The 18,118-nt window shown below is 53.3% G+C and carries 14 protein-coding genes; 11 read left to right on the forward strand and 3 right to left on the reverse strand.

Annotation, left to right across the window (positions count from 1 at the left end; genetic code table 11):
- The 9 genes from BM477_RS07085 to BM477_RS07125 form a co-directional block, all read left to right on the forward strand.
- Positions 1 to 825: LPXTG cell wall anchor domain-containing protein (locus BM477_RS07085; RefSeq protein ID WP_143230243.1), on the forward strand; the 825-nt coding region annotated here is incomplete at its 5' end.
- A 274-nt stretch (positions 826 to 1,099) separates the two neighbouring features.
- Positions 1,100 to 1,369, forward strand: a complete 270-nt coding sequence (locus tag BM477_RS07090; RefSeq protein ID WP_143230244.1) for a DUF7926 domain-containing protein — start codon at positions 1,100 to 1,102, stop codon at positions 1,367 to 1,369.
- Between the two features lie 57 nt (positions 1,370 to 1,426).
- Entirely contained in the window at positions 1,427 to 1,849 is a 423-nt protein-coding gene (locus BM477_RS07095; protein ID WP_075361976.1) for a hypothetical protein, read from the forward strand.
- Positions 1,846 to 2,085 (forward strand): hypothetical protein, encoded by a 240-nt coding sequence (locus tag BM477_RS07100; RefSeq protein ID WP_075361977.1) that lies wholly within the window; start codon positions 1,846 to 1,848, stop codon positions 2,083 to 2,085. The genes BM477_RS07095 and BM477_RS07100 overlap by 4 nt, the downstream gene beginning before the upstream one ends.
- On the forward strand, positions 2,082 to 2,276 hold the full coding sequence (locus BM477_RS07105) for a hypothetical protein (protein ID WP_075361978.1): 195 nt from the start codon (positions 2,082 to 2,084) through the stop codon (positions 2,274 to 2,276). The genes BM477_RS07100 and BM477_RS07105 overlap by 4 nt, the downstream gene beginning before the upstream one ends.
- Positions 2,277 to 2,728: 452 nt before the next feature.
- Complete coding sequence (locus BM477_RS07110; RefSeq protein ID WP_143230245.1) at positions 2,729 to 3,028, forward strand: hypothetical protein; 300 nt, start codon at positions 2,729 to 2,731, stop codon at positions 3,026 to 3,028.
- A 514-nt stretch (positions 3,029 to 3,542) separates the two neighbouring features.
- A complete protein-coding gene (locus BM477_RS07115; protein ID WP_143230246.1) occupies positions 3,543 to 5,498 on the forward strand; it encodes a SpaA isopeptide-forming pilin-related protein in 1,956 nt (651 codons plus the stop codon).
- A gap of 35 nt (positions 5,499 to 5,533) precedes the next feature.
- Complete coding sequence (locus BM477_RS07120; protein ID WP_075361981.1) at positions 5,534 to 7,117, forward strand: SpaH/EbpB family LPXTG-anchored major pilin; 1,584 nt, start codon at positions 5,534 to 5,536, stop codon at positions 7,115 to 7,117.
- 124 nt (positions 7,118 to 7,241) lie between these two features.
- Entirely contained in the window at positions 7,242 to 8,129 is an 888-nt protein-coding gene (locus BM477_RS07125; protein WP_143230247.1) for a class C sortase, read from the forward strand.
- Between the two features lie 112 nt (positions 8,130 to 8,241).
- On the opposite strand, the gene BM477_RS07130 is transcribed toward BM477_RS07125, so the two are convergent.
- A complete protein-coding gene (locus BM477_RS07130) occupies positions 8,242 to 8,964 on the reverse strand; it encodes a glycerophosphoryl diester phosphodiesterase (protein WP_075361983.1) in 723 nt (240 codons plus the stop codon).
- Between the two features lie 104 nt (positions 8,965 to 9,068).
- On the opposite strand from BM477_RS07130, the gene BM477_RS07135 reads away from it, so the two are divergent.
- Positions 9,069 to 10,124 carry a class I SAM-dependent methyltransferase gene (locus BM477_RS07135; RefSeq protein ID WP_075361984.1) on the forward strand — a complete coding sequence of 352 codons (1,056 nt, stop codon included), beginning with the start codon at positions 9,069 to 9,071 and terminating at the stop codon, positions 10,122 to 10,124.
- 306 nt (positions 10,125 to 10,430) lie between these two features.
- Here the strand turns inward: BM477_RS07135 and BM477_RS07140 are convergent, their stop codons facing one another.
- Both BM477_RS07140 and betT read right to left on the reverse strand, forming a co-directional pair.
- Positions 10,431 to 13,616, reverse strand: coding sequence for a choice-of-anchor M domain-containing protein (locus BM477_RS07140; protein WP_075361985.1), 3,186 nt, complete (start codon positions 13,614 to 13,616; stop codon positions 10,431 to 10,433).
- Positions 13,617 to 13,750: 134 nt separating this feature from the next.
- The gene (gene betT, locus BM477_RS07145; RefSeq protein WP_075361986.1) at positions 13,751 to 16,006 is read right to left on the reverse strand and encodes a choline BCCT transporter BetT; all 2,256 of its coding nucleotides are present in this window, start codon (positions 16,004 to 16,006) and stop codon (positions 13,751 to 13,753) included.
- An 885-nt stretch (positions 16,007 to 16,891) separates the two neighbouring features.
- Between betT and BM477_RS07150 the strand changes: the two genes are divergently transcribed.
- Positions 16,892 to 17,932 (forward strand): PDDEXK family nuclease, encoded by a 1,041-nt coding sequence (locus BM477_RS07150; protein ID WP_075361987.1) that lies wholly within the window; start codon positions 16,892 to 16,894, stop codon positions 17,930 to 17,932.
- Positions 17,933 to 18,118: the final 186 nt, after the last annotated feature.

An 18,118-nucleotide genomic window follows, 5' to 3' on the forward strand; every position in this document is an offset into this window, starting at 1 on the left:
AATCCGATTGATACCGTTACTATCACTGTTGTTGAGAAGCCTGTTGCTCCGAATTGGGAAGACGTTACCGGTAAGCCTGGTGATGATGTTGTAGTTCCTAACGCTGGTGGCGATGTTCCAGATGGTGCGACAGTTGAAAGCACTGGTCCTGGTACTGTTGTTCTCGATAAGGATGGAAACATTACTGTGACCATCAACGAGGATGCTAAGCCTGGCGATAAGGTTGTCGTGACAGTTAAGGATAAGGACGGTAATCCGATTGATACCGTTACTATCACTGTTGTTGAGAAGCCTGACGTGCCGACTGTTGGTGACAAAGACGGTGACGGCGTGCCCGACGACAAGGATCAGTGTGACAACACCCCAGATGGAGCTAAGGTAGATGCGAACGGATGTGCAGTAGCACCCACCGCTCCGACCGTCCCCTCCATCGACGGTGAAGTTGGCAAGCCAATCGATCCGATTACTATTCCGATCGACAACCCCGGTAAGGCAACTGACCTGGTCTGCAAAGCTGAAGGTCTTCCCAAGGGAGTGACCATCAAGCTCAACGAAGAAGGTACTGCCTGCGTCATCTCCGGCACCCCGACCGAGGTAACTCGCAAGGATCAGCCGGTGAAGATCACGATCACCTACAACCGTCCTGATGGCGACAAAGGAGCTGGCGAACCAATCGTCAAGCACACCACAGTCACCATCAAGGCTGTCAACGGTGCAACGCTGCCCAAGACGGGTGTAAGCACTAACGGCATCGCCTACAGTGTTCTCGCCCTACTGGGCGCAGGACTTGCCTTCCTAGCGGTACGCCGCAAGAAGCAGGCCTGAATGAAACCCTAAGGTTTCATAGACCATAAATAGGTTGTGGGCGGCGCGAAAGCGTCGCCCACAACCTATTTTCATTCCCTAAAACACGGCAATACAAATCAAAAAGAATTCGCCCTAACCCGCACTCTTAGCACTAATAAACCAAACAAGTAGTCAGGTGTGGCAGTGAACAGTTTTCAATTTATGCAAGTTCAGGTGGTATTGGAGACTACAGCTAATCTTGTGGAATTGACTTTGTCCGATGATGACGCTGAGATGGTTAAGCTTCCCACTGATGGGGGAAAAAAGAGGTGCTGATGGTGCTGTTGTGGCGCCTCTCAAATACATCCCGTATGCTGCTTTAACTAAGGCTATTGATATGCCGCGAGCTGACGGTAGCAAGTTTGTGTGGAGGGTTCTGTTTGGTACCGAAAACCTTCAGGCTGAGTTTGATAAGGCTGGGATTAATAAGTCCTTTGGTGGGGTTACGCCTTGGACTTTAGTTTTCACTGAGAATCTTGACCCTGGTCAGTGCTTTGCGGGGCTCGAAGGTTGGCGGCTTTAGCACTTTGAAGGTAAGAATCATACTGAAAAAATTATACCTGTACTGATTATCTTCTCGATGTTAGTGCTCTTAGAGCTACTAATCGATGGCACCCTAGTTTCTCATAATGGTCTGGTGGTTCCTGGTTTTGCCTATGCTAATGACATCTCCTTGGATGAGATGCGACTAGGTGTTCGAACCGAGACTTCTTATGTTAATCAGTCTTCTGTGACGATTGAGATGAAGCCTGGTTTTGGATGCTTCCGTGTGGTTAAGAGCGTAAAGGAGCTGAGGCCGCATGCGTTGCCAGCTGGTTCTAAGTTCCCCGTGAAGGTGAGTTGGGCTTTGCGTGGAACCGCTACGGTTGATGAATATCCTGGTTGGACTCCTTTCGGCACTGTGAACGCCGATAATCGTAGTGGTGTGGGCGTCTTTGAAGTTATTTCGGGTGAGAAGAGTAACTTCCCGGGGACTTTCCCAAGTGCGAAAAGTTTGTTTTGAGTGAGGATCGTTTCAACTCCCCTGCGTTTGATGGCGCTAACAAGGCTGGTTTTGTTTTGGCTACTACTTACACGGTTGATGGTGAAGATGGTGTGGTTGTAGCTATCACTAAGGGTGGGGATAGTAAGGCTGTGGTGAAGAATCATTATGTTGTTGTGCTTACCCCGAAGCGTACCCCTGAGCCTGGCCTGAAGCTGAAGCCCGGGTTTCGGGTATTGCGCCAGAGATTGGAGTGATTCCTGAGGCTGAAGCCCGGGTTTCGGGTATTACGCCAGAGATTGGAGTGATTCCTGAGGCTGAAGCCCGGGTTTCGGGTATTACGCCAGAGATTGGAGTGATTCCTGAGGCTGCTGTTCCGACAGTTTTGAACCGGTGGAAGAGTTTTGGTGAAGCTCTGTCTGAGACTGGTGTGAATGCCGCATGGTGATTGGTTGTTTCTGGGTTGTTCACAGTTGGTGGCCGGGCGCTAGCGAAACCGATTAACTGAACGGGATTCTTTGGACTTCAAAAACCATAAATAGGTTGTGGGTGGGGTGAGAGTGTCACCCGAAACCTATTTTGGTGTGGATTGTGTGGGTTTCAAGATGGTGACTCTGCGACGAGGCCTTGCGGAGTCTGAAACAAAAGAAAGGGTAATATAGCAGTAAAATATAAATTTGTTTAGCAAAACAACAAATTTGTGAGGTATCTTTCTAGATTATTGTGAGACATTACAATTGTCAAACGAAGATATTGTTTTTTATCGCAACAAATGTTAGAGTCCTTTCATACGCCTTAAACAACGAGTCGTGCGGGACGCTTTCCGAGGGTTCTGTATTTGAATGTGCATCTTGTTTGAGGCCAGCAAGTAAGACATAGCGCATCAATAAAGGGCATACTTTGAAAAATCATTCCAAGCGGCAGACGCGTATCGCTACATTGGCCACTTTGGCGTTACTTATGACTTGGTCAGTGGCCAGCCTTGGTGATGTCGCAAATGCTGAATCCTCTTCCGTGGCGCGTACCCCTGAATCGCAGATTGCTTCTGTGCCCCTTGGTGAGGCAGCAAGAAGCGTGGAAGTTGTGCCTGCTACGACTGTGGAAACCCCTGAGCTGGTGGCTACCGCTGAGACTCCTGAAGCTTCAGGTTATGCAGCATTTCGTGGAGCGTTAAGAGGCGCTGGAACCCCCCCCCTCTAATCTGTCTAGTACTTCGGCTATCGCTGCTGATGGTCTCTGGACACTAGGATCCCAAGGTGAAGTCCGGCACATTAAGTTCAATACGGCTACCAACAGGTATGATTTGGTAAGCACTCACGATATCCCTGTTGGAGAATTTTGCTGGAGACCGGTAAGAGATAATATTCCCCAGTATGGAGATAAAGATCCTAATGGGCTAGATAATGCTACTGGCACAAACCGTGCCAGACCTGAATTCATTCGTAATTCGGGGGAAGGCTACTTTGATGGGTTAGCCCAAAACGACCAGTACATTTACGTCAGCGGAGTGAGTACCCGTCCAGTTATTGACAGTGTCAACGCTGGTGCAGTAATTTTCCGCCTTAACAAAGCCACCGGTACATGGGAACGGAAATCCCGAACCGCATGGCAAACCGTCAAGTGGGGGACTACTCAAAAAAATGGGGAAACCATCAGCATTGACAGAGTTCCTGACCAACGTGTTGGAAGAGGGCTCTGCGTAGAACCCACTTTGGTGACAGATAGGGACACCTACCAAGAAAATACTCGAGATAACACCTACTCTGATTACCATGGCGCAGTCACTGGTGGTGGACTACTAGCAGATGGAACCTATGTGTTTGGTGGTATCGTTCCGACCGGTAAAAAGGTGGGCGAGGAAAACCTAGTTATCAAAAAGATTTTCGCGCTGCGTCCCAGCGGTGAAGTAGTCTACTTAGGTTTCGTGGAGGCGCTCAAAAAGTCCACCTCAAACCACGGCAATATGATCGTGAGTAAAACTGGGGACTTATATATTGCTGATTCCTCGATTATTACGAATTCTTTTGACCCCTCCGAACCGGGAAAATTGGCATTAAATGTGCACAAAATCGATAGTGCCAGCCTGCAAGAACGGTTAAACAATCCGGTCGCTAAATTTGTGGTCCCCGGCAATCGGCCCCAAAATGCTGATTGGAAGACCCCGTCAAATCAGGGATTCGATCACAGCCGGAACGGGCGCAGAGGCAGCACTGGAACGCAGATTCCGAGCACCATGGTGCTGGAGTTGCAGCCTATCAACACAAGAAATCTGACTAACTTCTTTGCCGGCTTCGACCTTTCCCCAGCAGGCAACTATGTGGTTGCGACAAGTGAACGTTTCTTTAACGGGCAGCGTAATACGGACTACACTTTTGTTCGTGAATACGATAAAGCTGGAAATATCGTTTCAGGTATAAACGAGTACGTCAACAATCACTCTATTTTGGGTGCCTACTCGGTCAATCATGGTTCAAATAACATTTCAGTGACCGACATGTCGGGGTTCTTGAGGCCGTCACCTCAACGAGAGCTAATCGTCAAGCATCAGGTTACGGAGCGGGCAGATGCGACTGACCAGTTTAACTTTGCTGCAGTTAGCGGTACCGCTATCAATAAGACAGGATCTTCGACCGGTAACTCTACGGACGTTGAAGAAGTAATCCCCAAGTTTACGATTCCGCTAAATACCGGTATCGAACTCACGGAGACCTTCAATGATGTGGCTGATTCAGGTAGCTACAAGACGACGCTGACATGTGTGGACACGGAAACTAACACCACCATTCTGGGGCCGATCGACGGTGCAACAGGCACAGTAACGGTCACCACTTCGGGAACCAAACCGATTGAATGTACCTTTGTGAATACGCCGAAAAAATACACGCTGAAGTTTGTCAAGAAACTGAGAGACCTTGATGGGAGCGAAAGTTTCGGTGTTGGGACCGAGTTCACTCTTCACTCTGGCACGTGCAATAGTGCAAACTTGGCTAACCAGATTTCTACCAAGGTAGCGGATTCGCAAGGCCGTATTGCGTGGGATAACCTTAAAAAGGGTGAATACTGCCTGAAAGAAACGAAAACTCTTGACGGATACAAAGCTGTCGCTGATTCTGAAGTGACGTTAGATGACACCACCACGACGGACAGTGTGCTAACGCTTGACGACATTTTCAACCCGGAGATTCCCGCGGAATTCACCATCAAAAAGGTAGATGCGCTTAACAATGAGCTGCTGCTACCAGGTTCGGAATGGCAACTGCAAAAGTTCAACAAACAAAGCAACGCCTACGAAACCATTATCCAAAAACTTACCGACGATGTCACTGGGCAGAAAAACACTAACCAGAACGTCGATCGGGACGGGAGTCCAGGACTCATCAAAGTCGGAAACTTGCAGTTTGGTAAGTACCGCCTAGTTGAGACCAACGCGCCAACAGGTTACCTCCTCCCCGGAGGCAACGACAAAGTCCACGACTTCGTGTTGGACAAAGATAACCAAAGCAGGACCCTCGTAATCCAGAATCAAATGCCGGTGGAGCCCCCCACCCTGCCCCTAACGGGTGGCTGGGGAACCCTACCATACCTAGTTTCTGGACTGGTTCTGCTCACAGGGGCTACTGGTGTCTTCTTGATGCCCGCCGCCATGCGACGTAGAAACCCTACCAAATGATAGAAACACACGAGAAGAACACTAAGGAGTTCATAGTGAGTAACACAAATACAACCAAGCGTGCAGGCATAGTCCTGTCGTTGGTGCTGGCAATCGTCGTGGCTTTCGCGATGATCGTCACCCCATCAGCATTCGCTGTCAAGGGCGATGCAGGAAACCCCGGCAACATTGTCGATAAAGACGGCACGCTGACGATTCACAAGTACGCAGCCCCGGCATGGAAAGGCGCCGCTACCAACAATGACGGCTCCGTGCAGAGTGCTCCCACAGGTGCAGAAGCGCTTGCAGGTGCAAAATTCACCGTTAAAAAGGTCACCGGTATTGACCTTAAGACCAGCGCTGGCTGGGCCGAGCTTGAGAAGCTGAAGAACGGCACTCCCTCTGCGGGAGTGGCTGTTGATACTGCGGTTCTGCATGAAGGCACAACCGTTGCCAGTGGCGAAGTTTCCTTCACCCTGCCCGTCGGTGTCTACTATGTCGAAGAAACTGAGCTTCCCGCGGGCGTAACCGCTGCGGTAGACCCGTTCTACGTTACCGTTCCTTTCCCCAATCACACTGCTGCTCCTACAGCGGACAACGGTTGGTTGTACGATGTTCATGTTTACCCCAAGAACGTTAAAACCGAAAAGGTGAAAAAGGCAGTTGCTGCCGATACTCCTACCGTCTCCACCGGGTCAGACATCAAATGGACTGTGACCGCTCAGATTCCTCAAGCAGTTAAAGCTGCTGCAACCTTCAAAAAGTTTGAGCTAGTCGACTTCCTAGCAACCGGTTCCGTTCTCTCTACAGAAACTGCCCCAGTTGTAAAGATTGATGGCGTAAATGCAACCGTGGACACCGATTACACCGTTGCTGAAGATGATTACACCCACGCTGCCACCGGTAAGTCAGCGAAAAAGGTTACGGTAACCTTCACTACTGCCGGTCTGGCTAAGCTTGACGCTGCCAAGGGCAAGAACATCACCTTGGAACTGAGCACCACTGTTAATGCGGTGTTTGATAACAACACGGTATTCAACCATATTCCTTCACGGGTCTGGGAATACAACGAGCTTCCCGATGGTGAAACACCTCCCGGAAACCCCGATCTTCCCACTCCTCCGAACCCCGATGAGCCCGATCCTGAAGATCCGATCGCTTACTTCGGTGACTACAACCTCAAGAAGGTCTCAGTCGACAAGAATGACCCCAAGCCCCTTAAAGGCGCTGTCTTCTGTGTCGCTACGACTAAAGCTCTAGCTGATGCCGCGACTGTGGCTAACAAGGGTGACAACTGCTTTAAGACCGTGACCTCTGCTGCTGATGGTATGGTCGTAATCACCGATCTGTACCGTGGTACGACCGATGCTGCTCAGAAGACCTACTACGTTCGTGAAATCACAGCTCCTGCTGGCTTCAAGCTCTCCGGTGAAACCCGCGAAATCGCAGTCACCAAGACCACGGGCGCAAAAAATGCCGCTGATGGTGAGCCTTTCGTGAATGAGCCCTTCACTGAGACTGATGTGCCTGAACTGCCGTTGACTGGTGCTTCCGGCAAGCTGTTGATGACTCTTGCTGGTGCGACCATTCTGCTGTTCGCTGCAGGTACCGTAATGGTGACCCGCCGTCGCAAGGCCTGAATAGTTTGGATTAGTTAATCTTTGTTGATTAGTTAGTCCTAGAGAGAGCCCCAAGATACGCCGCTGGTGGTCTTGGGGCTCTTTTCTCTAGATTTGTTTTGTTAATGTTTAAGGAGTTTGTGGTTTGAGAGTCTATGTGGGGCGTATGATCAGCGCTATTTTAGCTGTGGTGGGGTTTGCGGTGTTGTTGTATCCTACTGCGGCGTCTTGGACTCATCAGTATCATCAGGCTTCGATTATTGATACTTTTCATGAAGAAGTTAAACACGCTGAACCTAGTGGAGTGGAACAGTTCCGGCAAGCCCGCCGCTACAATGATGCACTCACTTCCGGGGCTAGACTAGCCCCCAATGCGAACATTCCGCTTTCGGATGTGAAAGAGACTGAGAGTGCGTTGGGGTTGTGGGATTATGAGGATATTTTGAATCTTTATAATACTGGGATTATGGGCAGAGTCCTAGTCCCGAAAGCTGATGTGGATGTTCCTATCTATCACGGTACCAGTGAAAATACGTTGCTTAAAGGCGCTGGGCATCTACAAGGAACGTCTTTGCCGGTTGGGGGCGCGGGGACTAGAGCCGTCATAACAGCACACCGTGGCCTAGCCGAAGCAACCATGTTCACCCACCTAGACAAGATCGAAGTCGGCGACGACTTCAGCCTCAACATCTTCGAAGAAGTACTAGCCTACCGGGTCATCGAAGTACAAGTTGTTGAACCCGAAGACAGTGAAGCAATCAAACCAGTCGAAGGAAAAGACCTAGTAACACTGGTGACCTGCACCCCGTTAGGGATTAACACGCAGCGGATCCTGGTTACTGGGGAGAGGATTTATCCGACTCCTGCGAAGGATGAAGCTGCTGCGAAAGGTCCTTCAAACTTGCCGCATTTTCCTTGGTTCGCGATAGTTTACGCTGTCGTATTTATTAGCGGGATGACCATTGCGGGGCACTCGCTACTGACCATCATCGCTATCAAGAAAGGCAACCAAAACCCAGCACACCGGCCCTAGGCTAGAATCACACCACCACCACAGGCCAGGACAACTTAGCGCGCCCTCGGCCTCGGAAACAGCAGAAAGCGGGCGTGAGCCCGAAAACCCTCGCCCGCTAACCAGCGTGAAACTAGAAATTCTGCGCGTAATCCGTGAAAATACCGGTCACGCCCCAATTGAATAACTCATTCGCACGCCCCCGATCATTCACCGTATAAACATTCACGTCGAAACCCGCATCCCGCATCTCACGGACCCGGCCCCGAGACAGTCCAGTCGTCTCCGGATGGATTACCGTGGCACCACACAGCTCCGCCACCGAACGCCAATCATCCAGCAGATTCTCCTTCACAAACAAAGCCGCCAAAGGATACCGGTCAGTGCGCTCACGCACCAAACGCAACAGCAAATGATTAAAAGACGAAATAATCACCTCCCGGCCAGGATCCAGCCGAGACAACTCCCGCAAAGTATTCTCCACCAGCTGCGCACTGCCGGCCGCGCCCCGCTCATGCGACTTCAACTCAATATTCGCGTTCAACTCCAGCTCATTCATCAAATCCACCAGCTGCGCCAAACGCGGCAACGGCTCACCCGTGAACTCCGGGGAAAACCACGACCCCGCATCAATGCCGGGCAAGTCCTCCGCCCGCAAATCATAGAAAAAACCGCTCCGGTTAGTGGTCCTATCCAGCAAAGTATCATGCATCAAAATCGGGGTGCCATCACCCAAAATATCGACATCAGTCTCCAACCACTGCTGCCCATAATCCGCCATCTTGCGGAAAGCCGACAAAGTATTCTCCGGCGCCAAGGAACGCATCCCCCGGTGCGCGTAAATGCGACCCTGCATAACACACTCCAAATCACAAAAGTTAAAGCAAAAAACAGTCTAAACCGTGGAACGAAGGAGCACCAGCGGAGACGGAAAACAGGCAGATGCCGTACTGTTAAACCATGACACGACTAGATGAACTGATTATCGCCCAGCTCACGGCAGCAATACCCGCCAGGGAGGATAAAGTCACGGCAACCGGAGTCGTATTCACCGACCCTCACGGGGCGCTCCTCCAACACCTGCTGCAACGCTGCGATCAAGTGATTGTCGGCGCCCGCACCTACCAGCAAGCTGAAACCGCCGCCGCCACTGCTACCGCGCTAGAGTCTCGCCACCGAGTCACCATTGCCGGTTTCGACGCCAGCCTCCGGCTCGATCAGCTACTCAGCCACGCCGACACGCCCCTCATCGCCGCCACACATCTACCCAAATCGCTGGCCGAGCTCAACTACTACGCCCAAGCACTGGCGGCAAGGCGCGCAGGCGCACCGGTAACCCTCGTCGCCGGCGGAAACAACAAACACATGACCCGCAACCAAAACACGATCCTCACGCAAGCCTTCGCGCGGGTGCGAGCATCGCGCGGGCAAGGCAAATTCCGGTGCCTGCAGGCGGAAACCCCGCAGGAAATCGCGGACTACCAGCCAGTGCGAGGCGAACTCTGGGCCGTCGGGGGAGTATTCTCCGGCACCAACGCCGACCACGGCGGCAACCTTCTGGCGACACACGCCGTCCGCGACCTACTATCCGTAGGCGAACTGCCCGGCCCCATCATCGACCTAGGCTGCGGCAACGGCTCCGTCGCGCGGGCAATCAACGCCGCCCTGCCCGACGCGCGCATCATCGCGACCGACACCGCCGCCGACGCAATCGAATCCGCCCGCCTCAACGTGCCCCAAGTCGAGCTTGTGTGGGATCACTCCGCGCAAAGTTTACCCGATGCCGAGGCTTCCGCGGTATTGCTTAACCCGCCGTTCCATGCGGGAACAACTGTGGACCCGACCATGGTGCAGGGACTGCTGGCCGCGGCGCATCGGCTGCTTCGCCCCAGCGGAGTGCTCTACCTGGTTCACAATTCGCATCTACGATACCGGGCTTTACTAGCAGAGTCTTTCCGAGATGTAACACAGCTGGGCCGCGATCGGCGATTCACAGTGCTGCGTGCCCAAGTTTAGGCGGCTGCTCCCGCCACCGCGAATCCACCCCCGCCAACAGGCGGCATCCTACAGGAAGCACAGTCACCCTCCACGTCTGCACAATCAATTCCATGACTGTGTTGCAAAGTGTTGTTTTGGGTGTCGTTTTTGGGGTGATTTGTGGGTTTTGCGACACAATGGCGCATGAAAGAAAGTGCGGCAAAGCCTTAACATCGACAAGTGCAGTCCGGCAGAGGACAAAACTCTTGCACAGAAATGAAGGTCGGGATAGGAAGCATAAGCTCCCATCCCGACCTTCACTTATTTATAGAGAATCACTCTCCGTTACTTCACCGGCCCCAGAAAGTTATGAGTCATCCGGTAAACGAAGGCTGCCATCGCGTCGCGCTGGATTGGCAAACGCGGACGGAAAGTACCATCCTGCCAGCCAGAAGTAACCTTAGCGGTAGCAAGCCATTTGATTTCCTTCTCAAACATGCTCATCCCAGCTACATCGGGGAAAGCAGATGCCCCGCTGAAATCCAGAGTATCTGGATTGATTGCGCTAGCGCACTTCTCCGGCATCTGATCGCAGAACCGATACAGGAATGCTGCCATAGCCTCGCGGCTGACCGGCTTCCACGGACGATACGTGCCGTCATCCCAGCCCGTTGAAATCTTCGACTCAGCCATCCACTGAATCTCCTTATAGAACTGATTAGACTTGGCAACGTCCTTGAAGGCAGGCCTCTCAAGATTCACTTTCGGGCTACCGGCTAGACGGTACAAAAATGCTGCCATTGCGTCACGGTTTACTGAATTCAGCGGACGGTATGTCTTATCTTTGTATCCTGTCGAGTATTTCTGCTCAGCCATCCACTCAATCTCGCCAGCAAATGGCCGGGAGGGCCACACATCCTTAAAGGTACTCTTTGCGGGTGCCTCTGCCTCAGCCATCTTAATCTCTTGAGCAACTTCAGGGGTAGCCTCAGCAGTTGGTTGTGTAGATTCAGGAGACTCCACAGTTACCGCAGAATCCTCGGGAGTAACCGGGTCATCTCCAATAAGTTCAAGAGTCGGCCAGACACCATCTTTAACCTCAGCGACGGCATCCCTGCCGACTGCGAAACGAAGAATCCCCTTCTGCGGTTTCAACGCAGAACCATCATTCAAAGTACCTGAATAAGATAGCTCAAATTGATAGAAACCAGGTTTCGAAAATAACCAGCCAAAGTGCGCATGAGTCGCAAATTCGGTTTCAACAGAAAAATCCTTCTTTGCAGAATCAAGCAACAAGGCAAAATCATCGCCCAAACCTCTGGTGCTGATTAGAGCGAAGCGTGAACCCTCCGGCGCAGCCTGAATCTTGAAATTCAGATTCAATCCATCTTCAAGTTGTGAATAATCCACGCCCTCGGTGTTGTAACCGGGCCACACGATGCCATCTTGCTGCGTTTGCGGAAGCCAGAAGAAATGTGAACCCTTCGGGCCAAGCACATCATAGGCAGGGCCAGAGTTATCCGGCCGCGACGCGCGCGCATTATTACCCACTGCCAAAATCACGTCATCCAGTTTCCGAACCACACTATCATTAGCGGCGGTAAGACTATCATCACGCAAGGAAATCTGCGTTTTACCGTCAACCACTTTGCCCAAAATATCAAGATGGCCATTGTTAATCACTAGGCGCTTCTGCTGCTGCTCCGGGCTGGTTTCAGGGGTGGCCTCAGCCCCGGGCGCATTAGCCTCTGGGCTGGTTTCAGGGGTAGCCTCCGGGCTGGCCTCAGGAGTCACTTTCTCCGGAGTCTCAACAGTCGGCTCAGTAGGCTGCTCTGCCGCATCATCCTCGGCGCCCCCAAACTTGCCGGTCTGGGTCAAGGCGTCCTCAAGATTGTAAGGCTCGGTGAACTTGACCTCAGTGGCTTCCGCTTTCATTTCGGGATGCGGGTAAATGTGGAACTTCGGGTAGGTGCCTTGCAGTTCGTTCCATTCACGGTCATCATCCTGGTACCTGTAGCAGCCGTCAACTGAGGTGGAGTTGCCGCTCAGCTGGGTCGAGGGGTACTGGTCGTCAGGTTCATCATAGAAGCCGCCGCGCACGAAGAACCGCATCTTCGGGTCAGTGGCGCAAATCTGGACCTGGTAGGTGTGGGGGAGTGTGCCGGGTTTAACCGTGGCGGCGAAACCGTAGTCGGTGGGCTGGTATTCTCCCTTGTTGAATTCGACGTTGCCTGGATCGGGGATTCGAGGGTGCAAAGAGCCATTCGATTCTGCGGAGGTGGTGACCACTTCACCCTGCCCGTGGCGGTATGAGATTGGGGCGCTGAACCATGAGCCTGCTGCCGGGTCGGAGGGCACGAAAGAGATCTGTAGTTTAGATTCGCCGCTGCCCAGTAGCTCATTCCACTGATCGACTCGGTCGCCGGTGTGGTCGCCGGTGGGGCTGACCGAGAGCTTTCCATCCACCACGTCTAGGTCGGTCAAATAGTAGCCGTTAATCCAGATTGTGGCGACGCCGTCAAGTTTTTGTGCACCAGTGCTGAAACGCATGGAGGTCAAGTTGCTGTCCCCATCTGCTTGGCCGTCACGGTAATCATCGAGGGTGAAGGTGTAGTCTTCCGGCGGGGTGGCATAAGTGTGCTGCTGGTAGCGCAGCAGCGGATCCGCAATCCAGTTGGTGCGGTCCCAGCCTTCAGGCATGGATTCATCATTGCGGGGGCGGACGCCACCGACCTGCCAGGTTGCGACCTGCTCCGGCGAGGTCACCAAGTTACCTTCTGCGTCGCGGGCTATGGCACGGTAGGTGATCTCGTAGCGGCCGGGACGGGTGAAGGTGGTCCGGTTGTGGGTGTGCGTGCCAGGGACGAGGCGGGTCGTATTCCAGCCGTCATCGGTGGAGGAAAGCAGTCGTTCTACGGTGAGCCAGCTGGGGGCGTCCTCGTCGTCGGCGTCAGGAATGTAGGCGGCGAAGAGCTGTACCTGTCCGGGGCCATCGACCTTGAGGAGGTCAAGAGCGATGGTGTCATCACGGTAGCCCTGTTCCCCCAGTTTGGTGTCAGCGCCGAATCCTGACCAGATGGGGTCGTGATTACCCCACGGACTGGCAGGGGCTTCGTAGACTACGGTGCCGGTAGGGCCAACGAATTCGAGTCCGGTTCGTTCGGGTACCGTCAGTTGATACTGTTGGGTGCCCTTGTAGCGAGCGTAACCTTTCCCGACCCAGTTGACGGTTTCGTCTAGAGGGCGCAGCTCCTTGTCGCCGACCTCATTTTTGAGGACTAGCCCGCCGGTTTCAGTGGCGAAGACTTTCGGGGAGTCTACATGCCTGCGGGTGGCCACGAACTTGCCTTTGTTGTAGTTCGCGTCGCCCGGGTTGCCAGCTTGGTCATCTACACTGGCGTGGGCGGCTGGCACGAAAGCTGGTGAGGCTCCCGGCGTTAAGCTGGTTGCTACCATGGGGGAAAGTATGAAAGCGGTCGTCACCCCGGCAGCAATCAGGGCACGATTAAGGGTTTTGAGTTGAGGTCGCATGGGACTCCTAGCGATTTGCCTTAGGGTGGGGCCGAGGGTTATCGGCAAACACTCTAATGCTAATGAAAACGATTACCGTTTAATGATATAGATTCTCATTAGCTTTCGCTAGTGCAAAATAGATTCGTTATCTTTTACGGCTGAGTCGCGTGTCCGCGCGTTTCCTTAAGCTGCTGTGCCAGAGCCAAAACCCCCAAATGTCGCTCATAATGATCCACCAAATCATGAATCACCTGATCGGTAGATAAACCATAAATATCGTAAGAACCTTGATGCCCAGTAACCCTCACAGCATGCCGAGCCGACAAATCCGCATTCCTCACCATATGTCCCGCAAACGAAGGTGACGGTTTCATCTCCACAGAGACCGCATACACGAACTGAGATTTGCCCTCGCCAACGGTTAAAGTCACAGCGGAACAAGGGGCGTTATCGCTGGAAGATTCTATGCGGGGGATGGATTCTGCGCCCTGGCTGGAGGACTCCACCCGGGCGGAGTCCCCCGGTGCTACGGATTCCTTAGACAGCGTGGAGTCCTCTGGCACCGCCGCGCCCTCGGCCCCAGAAGCACCCTCGGCCCCAGAAACTGAGACCCGCACCAAAACCCCATGATCAGCCAACTCTTGCGCCACCCGGTGCAAAGCCGGCGCCACCGTGCGCCCCAACGCAACCCGCGCCTGGTCCTCACCAACCACCGCAATCAAACTAGCCAGCCGCTCCGACCAGGGTACTGCGTCACCGCCAGCAGAGACCGAATCAGTCGCCGTCAAATCGTAAAGCTGCTGCTGCCGATCCTCCTGCGTCAAAGCCGTAAACAAGCCCACCATAATCAAAATCAGCACCACCGAAAACGGTACCGCCATAATCACAGTCGCATTCTGAAGCGCCGGAATCCCCCCCACCAGCAGCATCGCAATGGTGACAATACCGGTGATGGCCGCCCAAAAAATCCGCAACCACGCCGGCCCATCATCCTCCGGTTCAGCCAAGGTGGAACTCAAATTCGCCATCACCAACGCGCCAGAATCCGCCGAAGTCACATAAAACAGCAAACCCACCACAACCGCTAAAACAATTGTGAAGGTAGCCGCCGGATGGGCAGAAAGTAGATGATAGATGCCCTGCTCCGGAGCGGCCTGCACCGCTTCCCCCAGATGACGGTGTCCGCTCCGGATCAAATCAATCGCATCGTCGCCAAAAATATTGATCCACATCGCCACATAGATGAACGGAATGATGAGAGAGCCAAAAACAAACTCTCGGATCGTGCGGCCACGCGAAATCCGAGCCAAAAACATGCCCACAAAAGACGCCCACGCCATCCACCAAGCCCAGAAAAACAACGTCCAACCAGACAACCACTCAACATGGTCGCCATAAGCCATCGTGTCTAAAGTCAAAGCCGGGAAACGTGCCGCATAATCACCAATATTGGTGACAAAAGCACCCACCAAGAAAGCCGTGTTGCCAGTGAACAGCACCCACAGGGCCAAGAAAATCCCCAGCAGCACATTCAGCTGAGACAGCAGGCGAATCCCTCGATCAAGGCCAGTCGTTGCCGACACTGAAGCCATCACAATGGCCAGCAGAACCAAGGCCACCTGGGTTGCTGTCCCATTGGGTAACGGCGTCACCAAAGACAAACCCAAGGACAGCTGCACCACCCCGATACCCAGCGAAGCCGCGACCCCAAAAATTGTGCCAATCAGCGCGGCAGTATCTACGGCGTGCCCCAGCGGGCCACCGATGCGCTGCCCAATAATCGGATATAAGGCCGAACGAACCGACAAAGGTAGCCCCCGCCGGTAAGAGAAATAGCCCAAGGCCACACCCACCAGCAGATACATGCCCCAGCCGGTGATGCCGTAATGGAACAGTCCCCAAACTACGGCCTGACGGGCGGCCTCCACGGTTTCCGCTTCACCGTAAGGCGGGGTCAAATAGTGGGTGACGGGCTCCGCCACGGAGAAAAACAGAATGTCAGTGCCAATGCCGGCAGCGAAAAGCATGGCCGCCCAAGTCAGCAACGAATAGTCCGGCGTGGAGTTCTCAGGGCCCAGCCGAATCCGCCCAAACCGCGACAGCGCCAGCCAAATCACGAAGCCTAAAATCACGGTCGCCAGCGCAATATAGAACGAGCCGAAAACTCTGGTAATCCAAGTTACCGTGGTCCCCAGCGTCGCTTGCGCACTACCGGGTGAGAGGAACGCCCACCCGGTGATGAGCGTAATAATTATGGTTGACGCCGCTAGGACCGGCGGGTTGAGTTGGGTTTTGAAGCGGGGCCGAGGGTTTTCGGTGGCGTCGGTGTGTGCCGCGCGGCCAGTGCGCCGAAGGTGAGGCCATCGTAGCGGACTCTCCGCCGAGGAGTCTTTCGCCTTTGCCATCATTGTCCTTTCTTATCGGTCTTCTGCCGCTGCGCTTTGTGTTGGTCGGTGTTGTGGTGCCTACGTCTGCACCGTGAGTCTGTTGTGATGTCTACGTCTGCACCGTGAGTCTGTCACTACGTGGTGTGCTGGGTGTTTGTTGTGGTGCCGGATATTCTTGGTGGGTGTGTCGCATAGTGTTGTTTTGGGGGTGTTTTTTGCGGCACAGTGGGACGTTTTGCGACTCAGCGGTGTGGTGGGGTGTGTGGTGGTGTGGTCTGAGTGGTGGTGAGTGTTTTCTGTGATGCGGATGCTTTCCGTTGTATCTGATTCGTGCCGCGAGATTTTGTGTTGCTCCGTATCCTTCCATATCAATAAATATTGGCCTATTTATAACTATTTTATGCGCACTAGCCGTTTCAGTACAGACCGATGCAACAAGATTCGATCTTTTGCGTCGCCTACACCACGGTTTGTTCTTTTCGCGCCGCTGGGTGTGTTGCATAGTGTTGGTGAGTGCGGTGGTTGTGTCGCATAGTGTTGGTGAGTGCGGTGGTTGTGTTGCATAGTGTTGTTTTGGGGGTGGTTTTTGCGGCACAGTGGGACGTTTTGCGACTCAGCGGTGTTTGGGTGGTGCGGTGAGTGTGGTGGGTGTGTTGCATAGTGTTGTTTTGGGGGTGTTTTTTGCGGCACAGTGGGACGTTTTGCGACTCAGCGGTTTCGGGGACGCTCACTAAGATGCCGCAGCTGGTCAATAACACAGCGCGCCCTCGGCCAATCACCTCACCTGCACAAGCTGCCAACTTCAGCGCGCACCCTCGAACTTATCCACAAAAAACAGCACTTCATCGAATTCAGAACCTCACGAAAACAAGCAGCCTCCCAGCATCAAACACGCAAAAATAAAGCATGACTATTTCCTGCGACGACATCCAGATCACACCCGCGCAGCAACTGACTCGATCAACCATTACGCGCGCACTACAGCCGCCAAAACAAGGCCAAACACCGCCCGAATACGTCAGAATCAAGCACGGACACTATCTCCAAACTCCGCAAAATCTCAACGAAAAAGACATCTATGAAGCAAAACTAATCGCCGGTCTGGCGCGGCTCAAAGCAACTTCAGAAGCGCAAAAACACACGGTTTTTACCCTAGAATCTGCATGCCTGCTCTACGGCTTCAACATCAACAATGCAAACCCGCCAATATCAATCGTGCGGCCAGTCAGCAGCAACCGGCACCGCTATCGCTACCCGCCGCTCTGGCTAGCGGGGAACTACATCTCAGGAGTCGCCGTCGAACCAATCACCTGCAAAGTTTCACCTCTACGCGTGCGCAAAGTACAAGGAATGCTGGCGGTGGAGCCGATAGAACTAATCTGCACTCTGCTGCGCCGCCGCCCGCCGCTACCGGCAATGATTGCCGTGGACAGTGCCTGTCAGCAACTTTGCAAAGCGGATGCTCGGCATCGCGAACAGACTGAGCTGCGGTTCGCTCAGCTTAAGGAACAAGTGCTGCAGCGGCTGGAGGAGCTGCGGCACTGCAAAGGCTACCATCAGGCAAAAGAGCTGGCGGCTTTAATGACACCGTGGGCGCAGTCTCCGCTGGAGACTCGTTTTCGGTTGATTTGCGCAGCATGGGACTTTCCGTCACCGATTTTGCAGCATCTAGTTCGAGCTGAGGGTGAGAAGTTTTTCCTGGATGCTTTTTTCCCAGAGTCTGCCGTCGGGGTGGAGATCGATGGATTATCCAAATATCAAACCCCGAATGCTTTAGCGCAGGAGAAGCGGCGACACCACAAGATTGAACGCCAGGGAATCCACCTAATCAGGTTCACGTTTGATGATTTACGAAACCCCGTGAGTGTGCAAAGAGAGTTGGCTTCGTTGATGCCTCAGGTGATGGTGGCGCCGAGGGTTCGTCTGTATCTTTTAGCCGGCTGGTGAGGGGCTGGTTGTTGGTGGGTGTGTTGCATAGTGTTGTTTTGGGGGTGGTTTTTGCGACACAGTGGGACGTTTTGCGACTCAGCGGTGTTTGGGTGGTGTCTGGTTGGTGGGGCAGTGGGACGTTTTGCGACTCAGCGGTTTTAGGGCGTGCAGTAGCGCGGACTGCTAGGAATGCGAACCCGATTG

The organism is Boudabousia marimammalium (genome assembly GCF_001936115.1).
GTDB lineage: Bacteria > Actinomycetota > Actinomycetes > Actinomycetales > Actinomycetaceae > Boudabousia > Boudabousia marimammalium.

Bases quoted from the DNA above. Each gene is read 5' to 3' on its own strand.
- BM477_RS07090 (WP_143230244.1), top strand. From the start codon at position 1,100: ATGGGGGAAAAAAGAGGTGCTGATGGTGCTGTTGTGGCGCCTCTCAAA.
- BM477_RS07095 (WP_075361976.1), top strand. From the start codon at position 1,427: ATGTTAGTGCTCTTAGAGCTACTAATCGATGGCACCCTAGTTTCTCAT.
- BM477_RS07130 (WP_075361983.1), bottom strand. From the start codon at position 8,964: ATGCAGGGTCGCATTTACGCGCACCGGGGGATGCGTTCCTTGGCGCCG.
- BM477_RS07135 (WP_075361984.1), top strand. From the start codon at position 9,069: ATGACACGACTAGATGAACTGATTATCGCCCAGCTCACGGCAGCAATA.
- BM477_RS07140 (WP_075361985.1), bottom strand. From the start codon at position 13,616: ATGCGACCTCAACTCAAAACCCTTAATCGTGCCCTGATTGCTGCCGGG.
- betT (WP_075361986.1), bottom strand. From the start codon at position 16,006: ATGATGGCAAAGGCGAAAGACTCCTCGGCGGAGAGTCCGCTACGATGG.
- BM477_RS07150 (WP_075361987.1), top strand. From the start codon at position 16,892: ATGACTATTTCCTGCGACGACATCCAGATCACACCCGCGCAGCAACTG.